The organism is Streptomyces sp. NPDC101776 (assembly GCF_044766845.1).
Classification (GTDB): Bacteria; Actinomycetota; Actinomycetes; order Streptomycetales; family Streptomycetaceae; genus Streptomyces.
This window is the reverse complement of sequence record NZ_JBIWMV010000017.1, coordinates 174,090-195,302: the sequence shown is the minus strand read 5'-3', so window position 1 is coordinate 195,302 and position 21,213 is coordinate 174,090. Positions and strand designations below refer to the sequence as shown.

The following is a 21,213-nucleotide window of genomic DNA, read 5'->3' as shown; positions in this document are numbered from 1 at the left end:
CCATGGGACGCCGCGTGCTCTCCCTGACGTCCGGCCGGATCGCCCTGGTGATCCTGACCCTGATCGCCCTCCTCGCCCTCCTCGGCCCGGTCATCGCCCCGCACGACCCGCTGGCCACCAGCTCCGACACCCTCGCCGGTTCCTCGGGCAGCCACTGGCTGGGCACGGACTATCTCGGCCGCGATGTGCTGAGCCGACTGCTCGACGGCTCCCGGGTCAGCGTGCTCGGCGCCCTCGAAGTCGCCCTCACGGCACTGGGGGTCGGCGCGATTCCCGGCATCCTGTCCGTCTACCTCGGGCGGGTCTTCGAGTGGGTCACCCTGCGGCTGACCGACACGCTGGTCGCGCTGCCCTTCCTGCTGTTCGCCGTCGCCGTGGTCGCGCTGCTCGGCAACGGCATCACACAGGCGATGCTGGTCACCGGGGTGCTCGTGTCCCCGCTGTTCTACCGGGTGGCCCGCGCCGCCACCCTGGCCGTGGCCCGGTCGCCGTACGTGGAGGCGGCGCTCATCTCCGGCGCCTCCATCGGGTGGGTCGTCCGCCGGCACGTCTGGGTCAAGGTGCTCCCGCCGATCGCGGTCGCGCTCGCCCAGACCATCGGCGTCGGCTTCGTCATCGTCTCGTCCCTGACCTTCCTGGGGATCGGCGTCCAGCCACCCGCGCCCACCTGGGGCGGACTGCTCGCCTCGGACCTCGGCTACCTCACCCAGAAGCCGTGGGCGCCGCTGGTGCCCGCCCTGCTGATCATGATCACCGTCTGGGCCTGCAACCTCCTCGCCGACGCGATCCGTGACGTCTCCGGCGAGGCGGGCCGCGCCCTGGTCAACAACCGCAAGGCGCGCGCGAATCGGCTCGCCGCGACCGACTCCGATGCCGACCTCGCTCACGTCCACGCCGGAGGTGCGTGATGGCAACTCTCTCCGAGAAAGTCCTCACCGAGGCCGAGCGCCCCACCGCGACCGTGGCCGAGGAGACCGGCACCGGTACGGCCGCCGAGCCCGGACACCGCCCAGGCACTTCGACGCCCGTGCTGTCCGTCCGCGACGTACGCATCAGCGACCGGGCCGCCGGACAGGAGATCGTCCACGGCGTCAGCTTCACGCTCACACCCGGCAGTTCGGTCGGCATCGTCGGCGAGTCCGGCAGCGGCAAGACCCTCACCTGCCGGGCCACGCTGGGTATCCTGCCCGCCCACTTCGAGGTCACCGCGGGCTCGATCGAGATCGACGGCCAGGACATCTCCGGCTTCACGTCGGCCCAGTGGACGGCCCTGCGCGGCGCCACGATCAGCGCCGTCTTCCAGGACCCGGCGTCGTATCTCAACCCCTCGATCCGCGTGGGCGCACAGATCGCCGAGGTGCTCCGCGTCAAGAAGGGCCTCAAGCGCCGCGACGCGCGCCGCCAGGCGATCGAGCTGCTCCACGCGGTGCATCTGCGCGACCCGGAGCTGGTTTACACCCAGTACACCTTCGAGCTCTCCGGCGGCATGCTCCAACGGGTCCTCATCGCGGCCGCGATCGCCGCCGACCCGCGCATCCTCATCGCCGACGAGGCCACCACCGCGCTCGACGTCACCGTCCAGGCGGAGATCCTCGACCTGCTGGCCGATCTGCGCGAACGCACCGGCCTTGCCCTGGTCCTGGTCTCCCACGACCTGGCCGTCGTCGCCCAGCTCTGCGACGAGGTCCTCGTCATGCGGCAGGGCGAGGTGGTCGAACAGGGCCCGACGCACGAGGTGCTGCACAACCCGCAGCACGAGTACACCCGGCTGCTGATCGCCGAGCACGAGCAGTACGGCCTGGACAAGTTCCTCGGCGCGGACGCGCTGGAAGCCCTAGAGCCCACGGCAACCGTCGCCGCCGTGAACACAGTTGAGGAGGACTCATGAGCGGGGAATCCGCCGGCCCCGTCCTTGAGATAACCGACCTGGACGTGCACTACGGCCTGCGCCGACGCCGCCGTCAGGCCCTGAACGGTGTCTCGCTGAGCATCGCGGCGGGCGAGACCGTCGGGATCATCGGCGAGACCGGCTCCGGCAAGTCGACGCTCGCACGGGCCGCGCTCGGTCTGGTGGGCGCCTCGGCCGGGTCGATCGTGATCGACGGCGAGGAGGTCGGCGCGTACGGCCATCGCCAGTGGCGCGCGCTGCGGCGCCGGGGTGTGATCCAGTACGTCTTCCAGGACCCGCTGCGCAGCCTCGACCCGGACGTGACGGTCGAGACGTCCCTGGCCGAACCGCTGCTCATCCAGGGCGTGTCCAAGCAGGAGGCCGCGACGCGGGTGCGCGCGTTCCTCGACCGGGTCCGGCTCGACGAGGAGCTGCTCGACCGGCTGCCGGGCGAGTTGTCCGGTGGCCAGCGTCAACGCGTCGCGGTGGCACGGGCGTTGGTGACCGAACCGCGCCTCGTCATCCTCGACGAGCCGGTCAGCGCGCTCGACTCGGCCAACCGCGTACAGATCCTCCAGATCCTCAAGGAACTCCGCGCCGACGGCGTCGCCCTCGTCTTCATCTCCCACGACCTCGGCTCCGTCGCCGGGGTCGCCGACCGCATCGCCGTCCTCTACCAGGGCGAGTTGGTCGAGGTCGGCGCCACCGGCGATGTCATCAACCAGCCTCAGCACCCTTACACGCGCCTGCTCGTCCGCTCCGCGCCGACCCTGCACAGCGCGGCGGCCGACCGCGCCGAACGCGAGGCCCTGCGCGCCCTACTGCACGCCTGACACACACACCCGACACCCGCGCGCCTGACGCTCCCTCGACTTCCCCTGACAGAACAGGAACAGCCATGTCCCGCACGCTCCACCTCGCCCTCCACCCCTACGGCGTCGGCGGTCCCGGCCAGCACGGTCTGTGGAAGGACCCGCGCGTCGCGAAGAACGCCAGCATCGACATCAACTACTACATCCGGCTGGCGCAGGCGGCCGAACACGCCCTGTTCGACGCCCTGTTCATCGTCGACAGCCAGTTCATCAACTCCACCTACCCGGCGCACTATCTCAACCGCCTGGAACCGCTGACCCTGTTGTCGGCCGTCGCCACCCACACCAAGCACCTCGGCCTGGTGGGCACGGCGAGTTCGACGTACAACTCGCCCTTCAACCTCGCCCGCCGCTTCGCCTCGCTCGACCACATCAGCAACGGCCGGGCCGGCTGGAACGTGGTGACCAGCTTCGACACCGGCACCGCGCGGAACTTCGGGCTCGACGAGCACCTCGACTACGCCACCCGCTACGGCCGCGCCCTGGAGTTCGTGCAGGCCGCGCGGGGACTGTGGGACTCGTACGAGGACGACGCGTTCCCGGCCGACGTCGAGCGGGGCGTGTTCCTCGACCCGGCCAAGCTGCACGAACTCAACCACGCGGGTGAGCACTTCAAGATCGCGGGCCCGCTGAACCTCTCCCGCTCCCCGCAGGGCCAGCCGGTGATCTTCCAGGCCGGGGTGTCCGAGGAGGGCCGTGATCTCGCCGCGCAGGTCGCCGAGGGCATCTTCGCACCCGGGGGCACCCTGGAGTCCTCACGGGACTACTACGCCGACGTCAAGAAGCGCGCGGCCGCCTACGGCCGCGACCCCGAGCACGTCAAGATCCTCATCCACGGCGGCCCGGTCGTCGCCGCCACCGACGAGGCGGCCCGCCGTCGCGAGCGGGAGATCTTCGAGGAGGACGACGACTTCGGCCGCAACCTGGCGCTGCTCGGCCGTTCCTTCGGGGCGTACGACTTCAGCGTGCACGACCTGGACGCGCCCTTCCCCGATGTCGCCCACCTGGCCGAGAAGGGCGGACGCACGGGTGCCACGCAGCTCATCGAACGGGCCAGGACCGAGAAGCTGACGCTGCGTCAAGTGGCCGAGACCGTCAACCAGTTCCGTCAGTCGCCGTTCGTCGGAGACCCGGGGACCGTGGCCGACACCATCCAGCAGTGGTTCGACGCCCGCGCTCTCGACGGCTTCAACCTCGCCTTCCGCACCGAGGACGAGCTGAACTACTTCGTCGACAGTGTCGTCCCGATCCTGCAGAAGCGCGGCCTGTTCCGCACCGAGTACACGTCTGACACCCTGCGCGGCAACCTCGGCCTGCCGATCCCCACCAACCGCCACTCCCGCGAGCGCCAGCTCGTGAACGACTGAGGGCCACGCGATGACCGAACTGATCGAGGCCACGCGATGAGCGAACTGTCGGCGACGGGGGGCCGTGACGTCCACACCGTCCGCTTCCCCGCCGCCACTCCCCCGGCGACCGTCGACGTCCTCGTCGTCGGCGCCGGCCCGGTCGGCCTCGCGGCGGCCGTCGAACTCACCTCGCGGGGCGTCGAGGTCGCCGTCGTCGAACGCGCCCCGGCCGCGACGCTGGTACGGGCCGGCGCGATGGGCCACACCCCGCGTGTCGTGGAGCATCTGCGGCGCTGGGGACTGCTCCAGCGCGTCCGGGACGCGTGGACGTACCCGCCGGAGTGGCACCGGGGCACCCGGCTGGTCACCTCCCTCGCCGGGCACGAGCTGGTGCCGGTGCCCGCCCCGTCGTTCACCGACCGGGCGAGTACCGCCGGGCACTCCGCCGACGAGGCGCTGCGCCGCCCGCAGACCGTGTTCCAGCGGGTGTTCCTCGACCATCTGGCAGAACAGGGCGTCAGCGTCTGTGGCGGTTGGGAGCTGACCGATCTCCACGAGGACGAGGACGGCGTCGACGCGAAGGTCGTGGAGGTCGACTCCGGGCGCTCGCACACCGTTCGGGCCGCCTACGTCCTGGGCACCGACGGAGGCAGCAGCACCACCCGGCGCCTCGCCGGCATCGACCGCACGGGCGAGCACGCCACCGAGAAGCGGCTGCGGCTCATCGTCCGCACCGGCGACATCGCGGACCGGGTCGGACCTGCGCCGAGTGCGACGAACATCGTGGTCAACGCGCACGCGTCCGGCTTCCTCGCCGCCGTGAGCGCACGGGAATGGCGGGTGTACGCCGGGCCGTACCCGCTCGAACACGAGCCCAGCGAGGGCGAGTTGCTGGACGTCGGGCGGGCCGCGTTCGGTCTGGACGTCGATCTCGAGCTGGTGTCCGCGACGACCTTCTACCACGCCACCCGGATCGCGGAGACGTTCCGCCGCGGCCGGGTCCTGCTCGCCGGTGACGCCGCCCATGTGCGCACGCCCGGCGGCAACTTGGGCGAGGGCATCGGCGATGTCGTCAACCTGGGCTGGAAGTTGGCGGCGGTGCTCGACGGGCACGCCCCGGCGAGTCTGCTCGACTCCTACGACCAGGAGCGCCGCCCGCACAACTGGCGTGTCGCCGAGCACTCGTTGGAGCGGGCGCGGCGCTCGCAGGCCACCCTGGCCGAGATCCGGGCCGGCGGGATTCCCGACGACACGGACCTCGGGGAGGACGCCGTACGGCGACGGGCGGAGATCGGCGCGCGGCTGCGCCGGGACCGTTTCGGCAGTGACGGGGTCGCCTTCGACGAGCGGTACGACGCCTCGGCGGTCGTCTGGTACGAACCCGGCCAGCTCGACGCCGAACAGCCCTGGCGCGCCGACGTGTACGAGGACGACCCGCGCCCGGGTCACCGTGCGCCGGACGGCCCCGTCGACCCGAGCGGCGGCACCCTCTACGACCGCCTCGGCACCTCGTTCGGCCTGCTCGTCCTCACCGAGGACCGCACCGTCGAGCGGGCCTTCGCCGCCGAAGTCGCCACGCGCGGGCTGCCGTTCACGGTCGTCCACCTCACGGACCCGGCGGCGCGGGCCGTCTACGGCACGACCAACGTCCTGATCCGCCCGGACCAGCACGTCGTCTGGCGCGGTACCCGACTGCCCGACGCGGGCGCCGCCGCCGTACTCGACCAGGTGCTGGGACAGGCCGGGGCCACGGCGGCGCGCACACCCACCCCGGTCTCCACCGCAGCCTGACACCGAAAGGCCATCACCCCATGACGAGCGAGAGACCACGCTTCCGGCTCGGTTTCCTCACCCACGTCCAAGGCCGCGACGACGACATCGCCCGCACCTACCGCAACGCGCAGGAACTCTTCGTCGTGGCAGACGAGTTGGGCTTCGACGTCGGCTGGGTCGCCCAGCACCACGTCCCCCTCGGGGGCGGCGGGCTGTCTTCCCCGTGGACCTTCCTCGCCCACGCGGCGGCCCGTACCACTCGCATCCGGCTCGGCACCGCGATCACCGTCCTTCCGCTGGAGGATCCGGTCCGGCTCGCCGAGGACATCGCCACCGTCGACACGCTCAGCGGGGGCCGCGTGGAGTTCGGCGCGGGCAGCGGATCGAGCGAGGTGGAGTACGCGGCGTTCGGCAAGGACGTGGCCCGCAAGCGTGAACTGACCAGCGAGAACCTCGACATCGTGCGCCAGGCCCTGGACCGTCGCGAGGTGGGCACGCCCGGCTTCCGTATCCAGCCCCGGCCGGGCGACTTCAACGACCGTGTCTGGCAAGGGGTGTTCAGCGCGCAGGGCGCCGAGTTCGCCGCGCAGAACGGTTCGAATCTACTGCTCAACCGCGCGGCCTACGGCTTCGACGCCCCCACCGACGAGGTCCAACGTCCCTGGGCCGACGCCTACTTGGCCACCTGGAACCAGCCGCACGCACCGCGCATCGGCCTCTCGCGCTTCGTGTTCCCCGCCAAGGACCGGCGTACGGCGCTCGCGGCGATCGGCGACGACGTCCACCGGGCGGCGCTGCGCATGGCGGAGCACGGCGCGTTCCCCAAGGACCTCGACCAGGACGAGGCGTTGCGCCGCTTCCACTCCTTCTACGGCCACCCGGAGGAGATCGTCGCGGCGCTCGGGCAGGAGCGGGTGCTGCCCGTCGCGACGGACCTGATCACCCAGTTCAACCCCGCGGTCCCCGACCACGACGCCGCCGTCCGCGCCCTCGAACTCATCGCCACCGAAGTGGCACCCGCGTTGGGCTGGAAGCCCACGCGGGCGGCCGAACCCGCATCAGCAGGAGTGTGAAATGACCCAGTACACCGACTACTTCGGCCCCGAGGGCCTTCTCGTCCGGGGCACGATCATCGTCGTCCCCGGCCGTGGCGAGACGCAGGCCACGTACACCCGCTTCGGCAGGCGGCTCGCCGCCGACGCCTACCGGGTCCGCGTCGTCGACGCCCCCGACCTGGACACCGAGGACCTGACCGCCCTCGCCACCCGCCTCGCCGAAGCCGCCGAGGACACGGCCGCCGAGAACGGTGTCGTACGGCCCCTCGTCCTCGTCGGAGCCGACTCGGGCGCAGCCGCCGTAGCCGCGCTGCTCGGTCAGGCACTCGCCACTCCGCCCGACGCCGTGGTCCTCGCTGGCCTGCCCGGGCAGGCCCCCGGCACCACCGCGACGGCCGGCACCTGGGACGAGGAACTCGACGTCCGCACCTCCTGCCCCGCCCACCGGGGCAACCTCACCCAGGACCCCGAGGTGCGGCGCGGCTCGCTCGACGACGCCGTGCCGGAGGCCGTGCTCGCCGCCGCCTACGACAGTGAGACCGCCGTCCCCGTCCTGCTCCTCGTCGGCGACGCGGACCCCCTCGCGGACCACGAGGCGCTCGCGCACACCGCCAAGTCCCTTGCAAAGGCCCGGCTTTCGGTCGTGCACGGCGCTCACCACGACGTGCTCAACGACCTCCAACACCGCTCGGTGGCCGCCGAGGCCGTCACCTTCCTGGAGACCCTGCGCAACGAGCTGCGGCCGCTGGTCACGGTGCGGTCGAGCGCCTGGTGAGTGTCCCTCCGCCGACCCGGTACGCCGTCTGAACCCCGACCTCGAAAGGTCCCGTCATGGCCTCGATCCTGTCCGTCTCCGGAAGCCCCTCCCCCACCTCCCGCACCACCCGACTCCTGCGTCACCTGGACGACCGGCTCCGCCGCCAGGGCCATGACGTGACCCCGCTGGAGGTGCGCACGCTGCCCGCGCAGGCGTTGCTGGGCGCCGACTTCGGGCATCCGGCGATCGCCGCCGCCACGGCGTTGTTCGAGCAGGCGGACGGCGTGGTGATCGGTACGCCGATCTACAAGGCCGCCTACTCGGGCCTGTTGAAGTCGCTCCTCGATCTGCTCCCGCAGTACGCGCTGACCGGGAAGACGGTCCTGCCGCTGGCCACGGGCGGCAGTACGGCCCATGTGCTGGCGATCGACTACGCGTTGCGTCCGGTGCTGAGTTCCATGGGGCCCTCGCACATCGTGCCGGGGTGGTTCACGCTCGACAAGGACATCACGGTCGGCGAGGACGGCTCGCTGACCGTCGCCTCCGCCACGGCCACGGCGCTGGAGCAGGTCACGGATCACTTCTCCCGAGCGCTCGGAGGGCGTACAGCGGTGCTCGCGTCCACGGGGTGAACGGGGTCGGCGACGGTGTGGATATGGCAGTCGTGTTCGGCCCCCTTGTGCCGCTGGTCCTCTATGACCGGCTGTGGTTCGCTCACTGCATGACCGTGCTCGTGACCCGTCGCCACGTCGACTATGTGCGTGTCACCACCATGGCCTGTTCCGCCGTGAGCTGACGCCCCGCTCCCCTTCCCCGCCTCGCCGCATCCCGCCGTCCGCCGCCCTGTCCGGGTGCGGCACGCGGCCCCGCGGTTCCCGATCGACCCTGCACCCCGCACACGCACGCCGCACAAGGGAGAACCATGAGCCAGCCCATCGACTCCGTCACCGGGGGCCACACGCCCGAGGACGAGCCCGCAGGTCCGGACACCTCGGCCTGGTCCTTCGAGACCAAGCAGATCCACGCCGGTGCCGCGCCGGACCCGACGACCGGGGCGCGGGCGACGCCGATCTACCAGACCAGTTCGTTCGTCTTCCGCGACACCCAGCACGCCGCCGACCTGTTCTCGCTGGCCGAGCCCGGCAACATCTACACCCGCATCCACAACCCCACGCAGGACGTCTTCGAGCAGCGCGTCGCCGCCCTCGAAGGCGGAGTCGCCGCCGTCGCCCTCGCCTCCGGGCAGGCCGCGGAGACCCTCGCGATCCTCACGCTGGCGTCCGCGGGCGACCACCTGGTCTCCAGCACGTCCCTGTACGGCGGCACGTACAACCTGTTCCGCCACACCCTGCCGAAGTTCGGCATCGAGGTGTCCTTCGTCGACGACCCGGACGACCTCGACGCCTGGCGCGCGGCGATCCGCCCGAACACGAAGGCCCTGTTCGCGGAGACCCTCGGCAATCCGCGCGGCAACGTCCTCGACGTACGCGGCGTGGCCGACGTCGCGCACGAGGCGGGCGTCCCGCTGATCGTCGACAACACCGTGCCGACCCCGTACCTGCTGCGGCCGATCGAGCACGGCGCCGACATCGTCGTCCACTCGGCGACGAAGTTCCTCGGCGGGCACGGCACCACCATCGCCGGTGTCGTGGTCGACGGCGGCACCTTCGACTTCGGCGCGCACGCCGAGCGCTTCCCCGACTTCAGCGAGCCGGATCCCAGCTACCACGGCCTGCGGTACTGGCCGGCGCTCGGCCCGGGCGCCTTCGCCATCAAGCTGCGCGTGCAGTTGCTGCGCGACCTCGGCCCGGCGATCTCGCCGCACTCCGCGTTCCTGCTCCTCCAGGGCGTGGAGACGCTCAGCCTGCGTATCGAGCGCCACTCGTCCAACGCCCAGGCCCTCGCGGAGTGGCTGGAGCAGCGCGACGAGGTGGCCGCCGTCCACTATCCGGGACTTGAGTCCAACAGGTGGTACGAGGCGGGACAGCGCTACCTTCCGCGCGGTGCCGGGGCGGTGCTGGCCTTCGAACTGCGGGACGGCGTCGAGGCCGGCAAGCGTTTCGTGGACGCCGTGGAACTCTTCAGCCATCTCGCCAACATCGGGGACGTACGCAGTCTCATCATCCACCCCGCGTCGACGACCCACAGTCAGCTGGACGAGGCCCAGTTGGCGGCGACGGGTACCTCGCCGGGTCTGGTGCGACTCTCCGTCGGCATCGAGAACCTCGCCGATCTGAAGGCCGACCTGGAGGCCGGGTTCCGCGCGGCCAAGGGCGCGTCCTGAACACCGTACCGACTCCGTCTGCGGTTCCCCTTCCGCCGGCCTCCGGGGCCTGGCGGGAGGGGGATCCGCCCGGGCGCCGTCAGTGGCACGCCCGGGAGAAGCCGCTCGCGCTCGAAGCGGGCGGTGAACTGTCCGGCGTACGGCTGGCGTTCGAGACCTGGGGGCGGCTCGCCCCGGACCGCTCGAACGCCGTGCTCGTGCTGCACGCGCTCACCGGCGACAGTCATGTCGCCGGACCCGCCGAGCCCGGTCACCCCACCCCCGGCTGGTGGGACGCGCTCGTCGGGCCCGGTCGAGTCCTGGACACGGAGCGGTGGTTCGTCGTCGCGCCGAACATTCTCGGCGGCTGTCAGGGCAGTACCGGGCCGTCCTCGCTCCGTCCGGACGGGCGGCATTGGGGCGGGGCCTTCCCGTTCCTGACCCAGCGCGACCAGGTCGCCGTGGAAGCCGGACTGGCGGACGAACTGGGCATCGAACGCTGGGCGTTGGTGATCGGCGGGTCCATGGGCGGGATGCGCGCGCTGGAGTGGGCCGTGACCTACCCGGAGCGGACGGACGCGCTCCTGCTGCTCGCCACCACCGCCGCGGCGAGCGCCGAGCAGATCGCGTGGGCGAACATCCAGCTCCACGCGATCCGTTCGGATCCGCACTGGCACGGCGGCGACTATCACGACACCGGCCGAGGACCGCTCGCGGGACTCGGCCTCGCCCGACGCCTCGCCCACGTCACCTACCGCAGCGAACCCGAGTTGGCGGTCCGCTTCGGCCGTACGGCACAGGGTGCGGAGGACCCGTGGAACGGCGGCCGGTACCAGGTGGAGTCGTATCTCGACCATCACGCCGCCAAGTTGGCGCGCCGTTTCGACGCGGGCAGCTATGTCACCCTCTCCGAGGCGATGAACAGCCACGACATCGGTCGCGATCGCGGCGGCACGCGCGCGGCGCTGCGCCGGGTGACCGCGCGGACGCTGGTCGCCGGAGTGGACTCCGACCGACTCTATCCGCCGTCCCAGCAGGCCGAGTTGGCGGCGGGGATCCCGGGGGCGGACCGGCTCCGGGTGGTCGAGTCGCCGTACGGCCACGACGGGTTCCTGATCGAGACGGAGCAGGTCGGCGGGCTGGTGCGCGAACTCATGGGCTAGGGAGCATTACTGAGGGCGCGCTGTGTACCGTACGTCCTGGAGATCGGGCAACGCTCCCTGCGCGTCGGCGACTTGGGTGGGCCAGCTCCGCCTGTGGGGGTGGAGATCGCACATGCGCGGAACTCCGATGCACCGGACCGGAGAAGTGCGAGAGGCGTGGGGCCGGGTCACCGCGTGGCTTGGACGCAACGACCCTGTGGCTCTCGCCGCGCTCGGCGGCCCGGGGAGCGATGCGGCATCAGGGAAGCCGAGTCGCGCATGGGTCTGGTCCTGCCCGCGGAGCTGCGGGAGTGGCTGCTGGCGAACGACAGCGATGCCGGCAGACAACCCTCCGCCCGCTCCCCTCTGGTGGCGCTGGGGTGCGAGATCGACCTTCCCGGCGGCCACACCCTTCTCGGGCTGACGGACATTCAGCGGGTCTACCTCAGCCGGATGGGCCTGGAGGAGATGCAGCCGTCCGCGGACCCCGACTGTCCGTTCTGGCGTCGTGAGTGGGTGCCCATCGCCGCGGAGACCGACGGTCTGTACGGGACGTTCCTGGACGCGCGCACCGGAACCGTCGGAAACTGGGCCGAGGCAGAAGATGCCGGGGAGGGCGTGTACGCCTCGCTGTCCGCCTTCTTCCACGAGACGGCGGACCGTCTGGAAGGAGTGTCCTCGGGCGACTGGAGCGGACCCGGCCGGTCCGCTCGACCTCAAAGTCTCGAACCCCGTCCGCAGGACGAGCCCATACGTCTCTGGGCACGGGCCAACGGCTACTCGGTCAATGATCGTGGGCGTGTGCCCGCGTCCATCCGTGATGCCTACGAGGCAGCGCGGATGTGAGCATCCGCTCCGCGGCGGGCCCCTAGCGTCGACGCCAGGGCAGTGCCTCCTGGTCGTCCCCGGCGTCCTCCTCGCGATGGAGCGCGGCGTTGATCGCCTCGCCGATCTCCGCGAACTGGCGTACCTGCTCGGGCGTCAGCGCGTCGAAGACCCCTCGGCGTACGGCCGCGACGTGGCCGGGGGCCGCTCGCTCCAGGAACTCGCGTCCCTGCGTGGTGAGTTCGGCGAGTTGGCTGCGCCGGTTCGCGGGGTCCTCGTAGCGGTCCAGGTAGCCGGCCTCCTGGAGACGGGTCACCGCGTGGGTCAGCCGGCTGCGGGTGATCTTGAGGCGCTCGGCCAGCTCCGACATGGTCAGGGTGGCCCGCGGGACCGAGGACAGGTGGGCCAGCAGGATGTAGTCGGCGTGCGTCATGCCCGCGTCGCGCCGCAGCTGGCGGCTCAGGTGGTCGGAGAGGAGCGTGGAGAACTCGACATAGGCGAGCCAGGCCCGCATCTCCTCGGCATCCAGCCAGCGTGGCGTCTCGGTCATGGTCGCACTGTAGCCGCCGCCGTTTGAACCTTCACACCACCGGGCCGGACGTCCTCGCGGCGATCCAGTCGGTGACCTGCCGCACGTACTCCCCGTATCCGGACCGTGCGGCGGACACGACTCCGGCGACCTCCTCGGGTTCCGCGTCCAGACAGAGTTGCAGCAGGACATGGTGCGGCCCGTCCGTCGGCGCGAGGGCCGCCGCCAGCTCCGCGTCGATCAGCCCGGCCCGCTCGGCCGCGCCGAACGAGGCGGTGGGTGTCTGCGGCGGCGCCTCGCCCAACACCCCTTCGGACACATGCCGGTTGATGGCGAAGGCGAGGTCGTTCAGGAGCGCCAGGACGCGCTCCAGGGCCAGTCCGGTGCCCGGGTCGTTCTCCAGGCGCGCACTGTCCAGCCGTCCGAGCGAGTCGAGTTGGACGACCGACTTGCGCATGGTGATGAGCCGGTGCTCGATCGCCGCCCGGTCCACGGTCACCGGCGCCGCCTCTGCCCTCGTTGTGGTCATCGCCGCAGCGTGCCACGCCCGGACCTCGCGACCGGTCCCCGATTCCGTCTGGTGGGACAAGCGATGGACGACCGCTGCCGCCGGGGGGACAGTCGTGCCCCGTGGTCAACCGGGACAACCAGGGCAAGGTGGGTACGGAATGCGGCAGTTGAGTGACCTCTTCCGTAATTTCATGCAGCTTGGATACGTGACGGACGACATCGACGCCGCTGCGGCGTTCCTGGAGTCGAGGCTGGGGACGGTCCAGTGCGTCAAGCACTTCAAGTCGTCGCTGGGCGGCGGCCTCCCGCCCGCCGGTGCCGACGACCCGCGCGGCACCTTCGTCGTGGTGGACGGGGTGCCCGCCGACGAGTGGGTCATCGATGTCGCCCTGGTCAACGCCGGTCCGACCAACCTGGAGATCATCCGCCCGGTCGGCGGCAAGGTCGACCTCTATCGCGGTGCCGTCAGGCCCGGCGAGCCGGCGACGCTGCATCATCTGGGCTTCCGCGTCGACGACTTCGACGAGGCGTCCGCGATCGTCGCCGCGAGCGGCAGGTCGTGGAAGCAGTACGGGGACAGCGGTGCCATCCGCTTCGGATATCTCGACATGACGGCCGAGTTGGGGCACTTCGTCGAGATCATGGAGCTCGACGAGGAGGCCGCGCAGGGGTTCGCGCACCTTGAGGCGGCGTCGAACGCGGGCCGGAACTGAGTGCACTGATTCATTCGGCACGGCCCGACTCCGCGCGAGTCGGCCCGTGTCCATCCCATGCTCGACACCTGGTGAGAGGAACCGTCATGAGCGGCGCAGGCACAGCTGATTCCTACGATGTCATCGTCGTCGGCTCGGGCGCGGGGCTGGTCGGCGCGTACGCCGCGGCCTCGCGCGGGCTGCGCACGCTGGTCATCGAGAAGACGGAGTACGTCGGCGGGACAACGGCCTACTCGGGCGCGGGGATCTGGCTCCCCGGCAACGCGGCCGAGCAGCGGGCCGGCGTCGAGGACGGCCCCGACGTCGCACGCCCCTACCTGGACGCGATCGTCGGGGACGACTCACCGGCCGCGCTGCGGGAGGCCTTCCTCCAGGTGGGGCCCACGCTGATCGACGAGTTGGAGAAGAACCCGCGGTTCGGCCGGTTCTTCTGGCAGGGCGTGCCCGACTACTTCGCCGGACGGCCCGGCAGCCTGCCCCAGGGCCGCACGATCTTCCCCGAGAACCTCGACCGATCCGAACTCGGCGAGCTGGAACCGCTGGTGCGCAGGCCGCTGTGGACGGAGCGCTGGGGTGTCGATCCCGGCACGGAGATGATCGGGGGCCAGGCTCTCATCGGCCGCGCGCTGCTCGCGTTCATGGAGACCGGCAACGGGACCGTGCTCACGAACACCGCGCTGCAACGCCTCGTCGTCGAGGACGGCAGGGTCGTGGGCGTCGAGGCCCTGAGCGAGGGCGAGTTGGTGACCCTCCGCGCCGAACGGGGCGTCCTGCTCGCCGCCGGTGGCTACGAGCGGAACGGCAAGCTGCGTGAGCGCTTCCAGCCCGGGGTCGCCGACGAGTGGACCCAGGGCTGCGAGGGCAACACCGGCGACGCCCTCACCGCGGGCATCGACATCGGCGCGGCGACGGACCTGCTCGACGAGTCGTGGTTCGCGCCCGGCCTCGTCGTACCCGACACGCGCCCGGTGTTCTACACGTCGGTCTGGAGCGGCATCTGGGTCAACTCCGCCGGCCGGCGCTACCTCAACGAGCGTCTCCCCTACGACCGCGCCGGGCACGAGATGCTCAAGGCGCACCGGTCCTCGCACGTGTCGCACCTGCCCACGCACTGGGTGTTCGACCAGCGCCAGCTCGACAACAGGCGGGCGTTCGCCGGGCTGCCGGTCGCACCGCAGGTTCCGGGTTGGTTCGACGTCGAGAAGTTCGTCGCCGCCGGTGTGCTGAAGCGGGCCGACACACTGGAGGAACTGGCGGAGCTGATCGGCCTGCCCGAGGGTGCGCTGACCGAGAGCGTCGAGCAGTTCAACGGGTATGCCCGCAACGGCAAGGACGAGCAGTTCGGTCGCGGTGAGGACCCCTGGGACCTGATGATCACGCACATGGCGGGGTCCCACACCGACGGGCCCAACCCCTGCCTGGGCGTGATCGACAAACCGCCGTACTACGCGGCACAGATCGTGCTGTCCGACCTGGGGACCAAGGGTGGCCTGAAGACCGACGAGCACGCGCGCGTGCTGCGGCCCGACGGTTCGGTGATCTCCGGTCTGTACGCGTCGGGGAACACGATGGCGCCGATGTCCGGCCGGATCTACCCGGGCGCGGGCGGTCCCGTGGGTTCGTCGATGGCGTTCTCCTACATCGCCGCCGTCGACATCGCGGGAGCGGACCGGTAGTCACGAGGCGTACGGTCAACTCCCTCTCGAAGGCGGTCTCTTCGAGAGGGAGTCGCGTGTTCAGGCGGACTCGGTCGAGTGGCCGGGGAACAGGGACAGTGCCGGATCCAGGGCGACGGCCGCGTTGTTGACCGCGGTCGCCACCTCGCCGAAGCCGACGGACATCAGCCGGACCTTGCCGGGGTACGCGGTGACGTCGCCGGCCGCGTAGACCCGGTCGACCGTGGTGCGCATCCTGGTGTCGACGACGATCGTGCGCCGCTCCAGTTCGACGCCCCAGTCGGCGAGTGGTCCGAGGTTGCTGATGAAGCCGAGGGCGGCCACGACCGCGTCCACCTTCAGCACCCGGGGCTCCTCCTCCCCGTCGACCTTCAGGTGCGCCTGGCGCAGCAGGTCGTCGCCGGCCAGGATCTCCACCTGGGCGTTGGTGACGATGTCGACACCGCATTCGTGCAGTTCGCGGACGCTCGCCGCGTGGGCCCGGAACGTGCCGCGCCGGTGCACGAGGGTCACCGAGCGGGCGATCGGGTGCAGGGCGAGGGCCCAGTCGACGGCGCTGTCCCCGCCGCCGACGACGAGGACGTCACGGTCGGTGTGCTCGACCGGGTCCGGGACGAAGTAGCTCAGACCGCGGCCGAGGAACTCCTCCCCGGCCGGGAGGGTGCGCGGGGTGAACGTGCCGATCCCGGCGGTCAGTACGACCGCTCCGGCGTCGACCGTGGTGCCGTCGGAGAGGGTGACCCGGGGGCGCCCCTCGGGGGTGTGCGTGAGGTCTACGGCCTGGCGGCCGAGGAGATAGGTCGGGTCGAACGCGTCGGCCTGGTCCTTGAGGGCGGTGACGACGTCGCGGCCGCGGGTGCCGGGGACTGCGGCGATGTCGCGGATCTCCTTCTCCGGGTAGAGCGCGGTGATCTGGCCGCCGCACTGTGGCAACGCGTCGACCAGGACGGTCCGCAGTCCGCGGAAACCCGCGCAGTAGGCGCCGTAGAGCCCGATCGGGCCGGCGCCGACGATGAGGATGTCTGTGGTCACGGTCTCGGCCACGGGCCGACCTCCTGGGGAGAGTGGTTGGGGGCGCCCCGCCGACGGCGGACTCCCGCGCCGCGAGGAGGGCTGGGGCCGGCACGAGACCTCGAAGGTCGTCGGCCGGGCGAGTGTAGGGCGGCTCCGAACCGGTCCGTCGGCTCCGGTCCCGGCTGATGGGACGGCCGGTGGACGGCCCCGGACGCCGAGTGGAGAGTCGTTTTCACCGCCACCGCGATGACGGCACGGCGTCCACAGGGACAAGGAGGGCGACACTCGTGAGCGATGAGGTGCGGGTGTGGATCGATCAGAAACTCTGCACGGGTGACGGTCTGTGCACCCAATACGCCCCCGATGTCTTCGAGTTCGGCGGCGACGGACTGGCCTACGTCAAGAACGCCGAGGACGGGGAACTGCTGACGCCCGAGGGCGCGCAGGCCGATGTGTCGGAGCGGCTGCGTCTCGATGTGATCGACGCCGCCGACGAGTGCCCGGGCAACTGCATCCACGTGGTGCGGAGCGCCGACGGGACCGAGGTCGCCGGGCCCGACGCCGGCTGACCCATCTTGCGGCCGGGCCTGGAGCCGTACACGCATGTCGAGTGGAGGAGTGGTCAGAGGTGTCTGCAGTGGTTGAGCCCCAAGTGGAGCGTCGCGTCCCGTGGTTCGAGGGCGATGTGCCCGCCGAGAAGGTTCCGGAGAAGTATCGGCTTTCGCGTGCGTTCGTGCCCAAGGGGCGTTATCTGGACGCCGAGTTCCTCAAGCTGGAACTGGACAAGGTGTTCACGCGGGCGTGGTTGCTGGCCTGCCGGCTGGAAGAGCTGCCCGGTGTCGGGTGTTTCGTCGAGTACGAGATCGGTGGTCATTCGATCCTGATCGTGCGGGAGGGCAGGGACTCGATCCGCGCCTATTTCAACGCGTGCCGGCATCGCGGTACGCGGCTGGCGCGGGGCCGTGGCCGGGTCGGTTCGCTCATCTGCCCCTTCCACGGCTGGCGTTGGAACCTGGACGGTTCCATCAGGCTGGTGCTGGACCGTGAGGAGTTCGTGCCTCGCTCGGACGACGACCTGGGTCTGGTGCAGGTACGGGCGGAGCAGTGGGGCGGGTTCGTGTTCATCAACATGGACCCCGAGGCGAAACCGCTCCTCGAGTACCTCGACCCGATCCCGCGGATCTTCGCGCCGTTCCAGTTCGAGAACATGCGGTACCGGTGGCACAAGAGCGTGCTGCTGCCGTGCAATTGGAAGACCGCGCTGGACGGTTTCCTTGAGGCCTATCACGTGGCGGGGACGCATCCGCAGCTGTACCGCTTCGACAAGTCGAACACCAACATCGCCTCGATGAAGGAACTCGAGAACCGGATGTGGGCGCCGACGACCGTGTACGAGCGGCACGCGCACTATTCGAGTGTCGGCCCGAAGAAGAAGGACGTCGCCAAGGACCCGGCCAACCGGGGCACGGGGGGTGTGACCGACGAACGGCTGAGTGTCGCGCTGAGCGTGCAGTACATCGCCGACGACATGCGCGGTCTGGAGAACGAGCGGAGCTGGCGGGCCGCCGAGGCGCTGAAGACGGCGGACGTGCCGGAGGGGATGAGCGCCGGTCAGCACTACCTCCAGCTGTACAAGGAGTTGTCGCTCGCCGAGGGCTACGACTGGCCGGACATCACGCCCCAGCAGTGGGCGGAGGCCGGTACGGCGTGGAACGTGTTCCCGAACACGATCCTGCTGCCCAACCAGGGTTCGGTGTTCGGCTACCGGGCACGCCCCGACGGACTCGACCCGGACAGCTGCCTGTTCGAGATCTTCAGCCTGGACCAGGTCCCCGTCGCCGACTACGGCAAGAAGCGGGACTTCCAGCCCCAGTTCTTCGAGGACTTCCGTGAGGCCGACCTCGGCGAGATCTTCACGCAGGACCTGATGAACGCCAAGGAGGTGACCGTGGGCATGCACTCCCCCAGCTTCGACGGGCACCGGCTGAGCGAGGACCAGGAGATGACCATCTACAACCATCACCGGGTTGCCGACCGGTTCCTCTGGACGGACTGACCCGTCCGACGCCCGATCCGTGGTCCCGGCTCCCAGGAGCCGGGACACGATCGTGTCGGCGAGCTACCGCCGGACCCAGCCGACGTCGTGCCAGTAGGTCTCCAACTCCCGCACCGGCTTGGGCCAGGTCTCGATGTAGGTGACCCCCTCGGATCCCGCCGTCATCGTGTACGGCGTGCCGGCCCGGCTGAGGAAGACCTCCCCCGGCCCCACCCGCACGGTCTGCGGCTCGCCCGACTCGTAGTGCTCGATGTGGTACTCGCCGGCGAAGACGAAGAGCATCTCGTCTACGTTGTGGTGGTGCCGGGGCACCGTGAAGTTCGGCCGCACGCGCAGCGGGTTGCGGTTGAAGCGGGCCACGTCGATCGGCTTCGTGGTCACCCACATCGCCCCGTCGAACGTCGCCGCGAAGTCCACGGGCGCGTCCCGCAGCAGACCGCCGTCGTTCCAGAAGTACTGGGGATGGCCTTGCTGCTCCAGGCCCATGGGAACCCAGTCCGCGTCTTCCACCAAGTCACCGAATGTAAGAGTCACGCGGCGACCGTATGCGCGGCCGAACACGGTGTCGTGGAGAGGTTCCGCTCATCGGGACCCACCCACCGGGAACTCCGGTCCCGGCCAACGGGATTCACGCATGACACGTCCCACACCGGTCCCCACTATCGGGGCATGGGAATCGAGTTCTTCAATCTGCTGTCGGACGAGGGCTGGATCGAGCTGCCGGTCGACCAGTCCGCTCCCACGTATCTGTGGAGCGAGGGCGGTCTCCTGGCCGATGCGCCGGTCGACATGGAGCAGACCTTCAAAGGGAACATGTGGTGGTCGACGAAGGTGGACCCGTCGTTCAACCTGAACGGACTGCGGTGCGCACCGGACTTCGCGGTCCCCCGCCACCATCACAACCTCGACGAGTTGATCATCGTCTTCGGCGGCGCGTTCCATGTCGCCTGGGGCAAGGACGGGGAGGAGGGCAGCCGGACCATCGGTCCGGGCGAGTTCTGGATCAGCAAGGCCGGAACTCCCTATCTCATGACGGCCGGACCCGAGGGCGTCACCTACGTCGAGACCTGGCCCGAGCCGATGGAGAACCTCGAGACGTACTGGCACGACGCGGGCTGGGTGCACCGCGGCCACTGACCAGCCCACTCGCATATTTCGGCCCCTCATTCCAGGCGTCACGCCGGAAGAGGGGCCGACTACATGGACAAGTCCCGTACGACCCATTCCAGCGTGACGCAATTACGTATACTCTTCTTGCTTGCGGCCACTCCTTGCGGGAATCGGCCGCCCCTCTCCCCGCTTCGGAGCAGGGTCCGTCTCGTCGCCGGTCGTGGAACCTCGGCAAGCCCTCGGCACGCCGGCCGGCATGGTCTGCCGCGGCGCCCGGCCCTCGTGCCGTTCGACCTCCACTCGCGGCTCTCACTTCACTTTCTCGGACGGCAGCGTCGCCGCGCGGCGCCGCCGGTCGCTGATCGCAGCGAGTGCCGGGCACTCGCCGACACGTTGGGACCCAGACATGATCGAGTCGGTCGGACGAGCCATCTCCTCACCCAGGTCACGCGCGTCTCTCGCGCTGGTGTCGGCCGCGGCCCTGCTCGCGGGATGCGGCAGCGGCGGTGACGACGCCACCACCGCCACGGACAGCACGAAAGTCCCGGCCGCACTGGCGAGCGCCTTCCCCGGGACGAAGGCCACCGGCGCAGCCGTCAAGATCGGCCTCATCACCAACGAGGGCGGCTCCGCGATCAGCCAGCCCGAGACCAGGGAGGCCGCCCAGGCGGCCATGAAGTACGCCAACGCCAACCTCGGCGGTATCGCGGGCAGGCCGATCGAGTTCGTGATCTGCAAGACCAAGGAGGAACCGGCGACGGCGCGGGACTGCGCGAACCAGATGGTCGAGCAGAAGGTCGACGCGGTCGTCCTGACCAGCAGTGGCCTCGGCGACTCCATGGTGCCGATCGTCACCCAGGCCGGCATTCCCTGGACGACCGCCATCGCCGCGAGCAACTCCGAGGGCACCACCGCCAACGCCTTCTCCTGGACGGGCGGTTTCCCGACGACCATGACGTCGATGGCCGCGTACGCGAAGGACAAGGGCTACAAGAAGGTCGCCGCGTTCGTGATCGACTCTCCGGCCGCGGTGGCCGGTATCGAGGCCATCGGCAAGCCGGTCTTCGCCAAGGCGGGCGTCGGCCTCCAGATCGTGACGGTGGCCGCCGGGACACCGGACGCGTCTCCGCAGGTGAGCGCCGCACTCCAGAAGAAGCCCGATGCCGTCGCCGTCGTAGCGGATCCCACTGTCTGCACATCGGTGCTCCAGGCGATGGGCACGCTCGGTGCCGGAATCGCCCGGATGACCGTCCAGTCGTGTGTGTCCCCCGAGGTGGTCGAGGCCGTGGGCGCGGGCATGGACGGCGTGCAGGTCTTCAGCAGTTTCGACGTCGCCAGCAACGACCTCGAGGCCCAGCTCTACCGGCAGGTGATGAAGGAGTACAGCCCCGACACCTCGGCCTCGGGATACGCGGCGATCGGCTACCAGGGCGTGCTCGCCCTGGTGCGCGCGCTGCACGGTCTGACGGGCACGGTCACCCCGAAGACGATCACGGCGACCCTGCACTCGGCGAAGAACGTCGTCCTGCCCGCCGGTCACGGCATCACGTTCACCTGTGACTCCAAGGCGGTACCGGGGCTGCCCGCGGCCTGCTCGGCGAAGGAGGTCACCGGCACGGTCTCCGACGGCAAGTTGGGGCAGATGCGGGTCGTCGATCCCAGTTCGTTGTTCGCACGGTAG

At 70.4% G+C, this 21,213-nt stretch carries 22 protein-coding genes; 18 read left to right on the top strand and 4 right to left on the bottom strand.

Annotation, left to right across the window (positions count from 1 at the left end):
* The first annotated feature begins 2 nt into the window (after nt 1–2).
* The 12 genes from ACIRRY_RS38355 to ACIRRY_RS38300 all read left to right on the top strand — a co-directional run bounded on the left by ACIRRY_RS38355 (nt 3) and on the right by ACIRRY_RS38300 (nt 11,945).
* Complete coding sequence (locus tag ACIRRY_RS38355) at nt 3–908, top strand: ABC transporter permease (RefSeq protein ID WP_403982430.1); 906 nt, start codon at nt 3–5, stop codon at nt 906–908.
* Complete coding sequence (locus ACIRRY_RS38350; protein WP_403982427.1) at nt 908–1,888, top strand: ABC transporter ATP-binding protein; 981 nt, start codon at nt 908–910, stop codon at nt 1,886–1,888. The genes ACIRRY_RS38355 and ACIRRY_RS38350 overlap by 1 nt, the downstream gene beginning before the upstream one ends.
* Entirely contained in the window at nt 1,885–2,721 is an 837-nt protein-coding gene (locus ACIRRY_RS38345) for an ABC transporter ATP-binding protein (RefSeq protein WP_403982425.1), read from the top strand. Before ACIRRY_RS38350 ends, ACIRRY_RS38345 begins: the two co-directional genes overlap by 4 nt.
* A gap of 65 nt (nt 2,722–2,786) precedes the next feature.
* Complete coding sequence (locus ACIRRY_RS38340) at nt 2,787–4,127, top strand: LLM class flavin-dependent oxidoreductase (RefSeq protein WP_403982422.1); 1,341 nt, start codon at nt 2,787–2,789, stop codon at nt 4,125–4,127.
* A 36-nt stretch (nt 4,128–4,163) separates the two neighbouring features.
* Nucleotides 4,164–5,900 carry an FAD-dependent monooxygenase gene (locus tag ACIRRY_RS38335; protein ID WP_403982420.1) on the top strand — a complete coding sequence of 579 codons (1,737 nt, stop codon included), beginning with the start codon at nt 4,164–4,166 and terminating at the stop codon, nt 5,898–5,900.
* A 20-nt stretch (nt 5,901–5,920) separates the two neighbouring features.
* On the top strand, nt 5,921–6,955 hold the full coding sequence (locus ACIRRY_RS38330) for an LLM class flavin-dependent oxidoreductase (protein ID WP_403982417.1): 1,035 nt from the start codon (nt 5,921–5,923) through the stop codon (nt 6,953–6,955).
* A gap of 1 nt (nt 6,956) precedes the next feature.
* Nucleotides 6,957–7,712, top strand: a complete 756-nt coding sequence (locus tag ACIRRY_RS38325) for an alpha/beta hydrolase (protein WP_403982415.1) — start codon at nt 6,957–6,959, stop codon at nt 7,710–7,712.
* A gap of 56 nt (nt 7,713–7,768) precedes the next feature.
* A complete protein-coding gene (ssuE, locus tag ACIRRY_RS38320; protein WP_200677855.1) occupies nt 7,769–8,326 on the top strand; it encodes an NADPH-dependent FMN reductase in 558 nt (185 codons plus the stop codon).
* A gap of 23 nt (nt 8,327–8,349) precedes the next feature.
* On the top strand, nt 8,350–8,490 hold the full coding sequence (locus tag ACIRRY_RS38315) for a hypothetical protein (protein WP_403982412.1): 141 nt from the start codon (nt 8,350–8,352) through the stop codon (nt 8,488–8,490).
* Between the two features lie 126 nt (nt 8,491–8,616).
* The gene (locus ACIRRY_RS38310; RefSeq protein WP_403982409.1) at nt 8,617–9,978 is read left to right on the top strand and encodes a bifunctional o-acetylhomoserine/o-acetylserine sulfhydrylase; all 1,362 of its coding nucleotides are present in this window, start codon (nt 8,617–8,619) and stop codon (nt 9,976–9,978) included.
* Complete coding sequence (locus ACIRRY_RS38305) at nt 9,975–11,120, top strand: homoserine O-acetyltransferase (protein WP_403982522.1); 1,146 nt, start codon at nt 9,975–9,977, stop codon at nt 11,118–11,120. Before ACIRRY_RS38310 ends, ACIRRY_RS38305 begins: the two co-directional genes overlap by 4 nt.
* A 93-nt stretch (nt 11,121–11,213) precedes the next feature.
* A complete protein-coding gene (locus ACIRRY_RS38300; protein ID WP_403982406.1) occupies nt 11,214–11,945 on the top strand; it encodes a histone-like nucleoid-structuring protein Lsr2 in 732 nt (243 codons plus the stop codon).
* A 22-nt stretch (nt 11,946–11,967) separates the two neighbouring features.
* Here ACIRRY_RS38300 and ACIRRY_RS38295 read toward each other — a convergent pair whose 3' ends face one another.
* The gene (locus ACIRRY_RS38295; RefSeq protein ID WP_403982404.1) at nt 11,968–12,474 is read right to left on the bottom strand and encodes a MarR family winged helix-turn-helix transcriptional regulator; all 507 of its coding nucleotides are present in this window, start codon (nt 12,472–12,474) and stop codon (nt 11,968–11,970) included.
* Nucleotides 12,475–12,505: 31 nt separating this feature from the next.
* Nucleotides 12,506–12,982 carry a hypothetical protein gene (locus ACIRRY_RS38290; RefSeq protein ID WP_403982401.1) on the bottom strand — a complete coding sequence of 159 codons (477 nt, stop codon included), beginning with the start codon at nt 12,980–12,982 and terminating at the stop codon, nt 12,506–12,508.
* A 139-nt stretch (nt 12,983–13,121) separates the two neighbouring features.
* On the opposite strand from ACIRRY_RS38290, the gene ACIRRY_RS38285 reads away from it, so the two are divergent.
* The gene (locus tag ACIRRY_RS38285) at nt 13,122–13,676 is read left to right on the top strand and encodes a VOC family protein (protein WP_403982398.1); all 555 of its coding nucleotides are present in this window, start codon (nt 13,122–13,124) and stop codon (nt 13,674–13,676) included.
* An 86-nt stretch (nt 13,677–13,762) separates the two neighbouring features.
* Entirely contained in the window at nt 13,763–15,352 is a 1,590-nt protein-coding gene (locus ACIRRY_RS38280; protein ID WP_403982396.1) for an FAD-dependent oxidoreductase, read from the top strand.
* 60 nt (nt 15,353–15,412) lie between these two features.
* On the opposite strand, the gene ACIRRY_RS38275 is transcribed toward ACIRRY_RS38280, so the two are convergent.
* Nucleotides 15,413–16,396 carry an NAD(P)/FAD-dependent oxidoreductase gene (locus tag ACIRRY_RS38275; protein WP_403982393.1) on the bottom strand — a complete coding sequence of 328 codons (984 nt, stop codon included), beginning with the start codon at nt 16,394–16,396 and terminating at the stop codon, nt 15,413–15,415.
* Between the two features lie 257 nt (nt 16,397–16,653).
* On the opposite strand from ACIRRY_RS38275, the gene ACIRRY_RS38270 reads away from it, so the two are divergent.
* A complete protein-coding gene (locus ACIRRY_RS38270) occupies nt 16,654–16,935 on the top strand; it encodes a ferredoxin (protein WP_403982391.1) in 282 nt (93 codons plus the stop codon).
* Between the two features lie 59 nt (nt 16,936–16,994).
* Nucleotides 16,995–18,422: an SRPBCC family protein gene (locus ACIRRY_RS38265; protein ID WP_403982389.1), complete on the top strand. Its 1,428-nt coding sequence runs from the start codon at nt 16,995–16,997 to the stop codon at nt 18,420–18,422.
* 63 nt (nt 18,423–18,485) lie between these two features.
* On the opposite strand, the gene ACIRRY_RS38260 is transcribed toward ACIRRY_RS38265, so the two are convergent.
* Nucleotides 18,486–18,956, bottom strand: coding sequence for a cupin domain-containing protein (locus ACIRRY_RS38260; RefSeq protein ID WP_403982387.1), 471 nt, complete (start codon nt 18,954–18,956; stop codon nt 18,486–18,488).
* Between the two features lie 135 nt (nt 18,957–19,091).
* On the opposite strand from ACIRRY_RS38260, the gene ACIRRY_RS38255 reads away from it, so the two are divergent.
* Nucleotides 19,092–19,559 (top strand): hypothetical protein, encoded by a 468-nt coding sequence (locus tag ACIRRY_RS38255; RefSeq protein ID WP_403982384.1) that lies wholly within the window; start codon nt 19,092–19,094, stop codon nt 19,557–19,559.
* Between the two features lie 379 nt (nt 19,560–19,938).
* Nucleotides 19,939–21,213 carry an ABC transporter substrate-binding protein gene (locus ACIRRY_RS38250; protein ID WP_403982381.1) on the top strand — a complete coding sequence of 425 codons (1,275 nt, stop codon included), beginning with the start codon at nt 19,939–19,941 and terminating at the stop codon, nt 21,211–21,213.

Bases quoted from the DNA above. Each gene is read 5' to 3' on its own strand.
- ACIRRY_RS38255 (WP_403982384.1), top strand. From the start codon at position 19,092: ATGGGAATCGAGTTCTTCAATCTGCTGTCGGACGAGGGCTGGATCGAG.
- ssuE (WP_200677855.1), top strand. From the start codon at position 7,769: ATGGCCTCGATCCTGTCCGTCTCCGGAAGCCCCTCCCCCACCTCCCGC.
- ACIRRY_RS38315 (WP_403982412.1), top strand. From the start codon at position 8,350: ATGGCAGTCGTGTTCGGCCCCCTTGTGCCGCTGGTCCTCTATGACCGG.
- ACIRRY_RS38355 (WP_403982430.1), top strand. From the start codon at position 3: ATGGGACGCCGCGTGCTCTCCCTGACGTCCGGCCGGATCGCCCTGGTG.
- ACIRRY_RS38280 (WP_403982396.1), top strand. From the start codon at position 13,763: ATGAGCGGCGCAGGCACAGCTGATTCCTACGATGTCATCGTCGTCGGC.
- ACIRRY_RS38340 (WP_403982422.1), top strand. From the start codon at position 2,787: ATGTCCCGCACGCTCCACCTCGCCCTCCACCCCTACGGCGTCGGCGGT.
- ACIRRY_RS38350 (WP_403982427.1), top strand. From the start codon at position 908: ATGGCAACTCTCTCCGAGAAAGTCCTCACCGAGGCCGAGCGCCCCACC.
- ACIRRY_RS38310 (WP_403982409.1), top strand. From the start codon at position 8,617: ATGAGCCAGCCCATCGACTCCGTCACCGGGGGCCACACGCCCGAGGAC.
- ACIRRY_RS38250 (WP_403982381.1), top strand. From the start codon at position 19,939: ATGATCGAGTCGGTCGGACGAGCCATCTCCTCACCCAGGTCACGCGCG.
- ACIRRY_RS38330 (WP_403982417.1), top strand. From the start codon at position 5,921: ATGACGAGCGAGAGACCACGCTTCCGGCTCGGTTTCCTCACCCACGTC.
- ACIRRY_RS38325 (WP_403982415.1), top strand. From the start codon at position 6,957: ATGACCCAGTACACCGACTACTTCGGCCCCGAGGGCCTTCTCGTCCGG.
- ACIRRY_RS38345 (WP_403982425.1), top strand. From the start codon at position 1,885: ATGAGCGGGGAATCCGCCGGCCCCGTCCTTGAGATAACCGACCTGGAC.
- ACIRRY_RS38295 (WP_403982404.1), bottom strand. From the start codon at position 12,474: ATGACCGAGACGCCACGCTGGCTGGATGCCGAGGAGATGCGGGCCTGG.
- ACIRRY_RS38285 (WP_403982398.1), top strand. From the start codon at position 13,122: ATGCGGCAGTTGAGTGACCTCTTCCGTAATTTCATGCAGCTTGGATAC.
- ACIRRY_RS38335 (WP_403982420.1), top strand. From the start codon at position 4,164: ATGAGCGAACTGTCGGCGACGGGGGGCCGTGACGTCCACACCGTCCGC.
- ACIRRY_RS38290 (WP_403982401.1), bottom strand. From the start codon at position 12,982: ATGACCACAACGAGGGCAGAGGCGGCGCCGGTGACCGTGGACCGGGCG.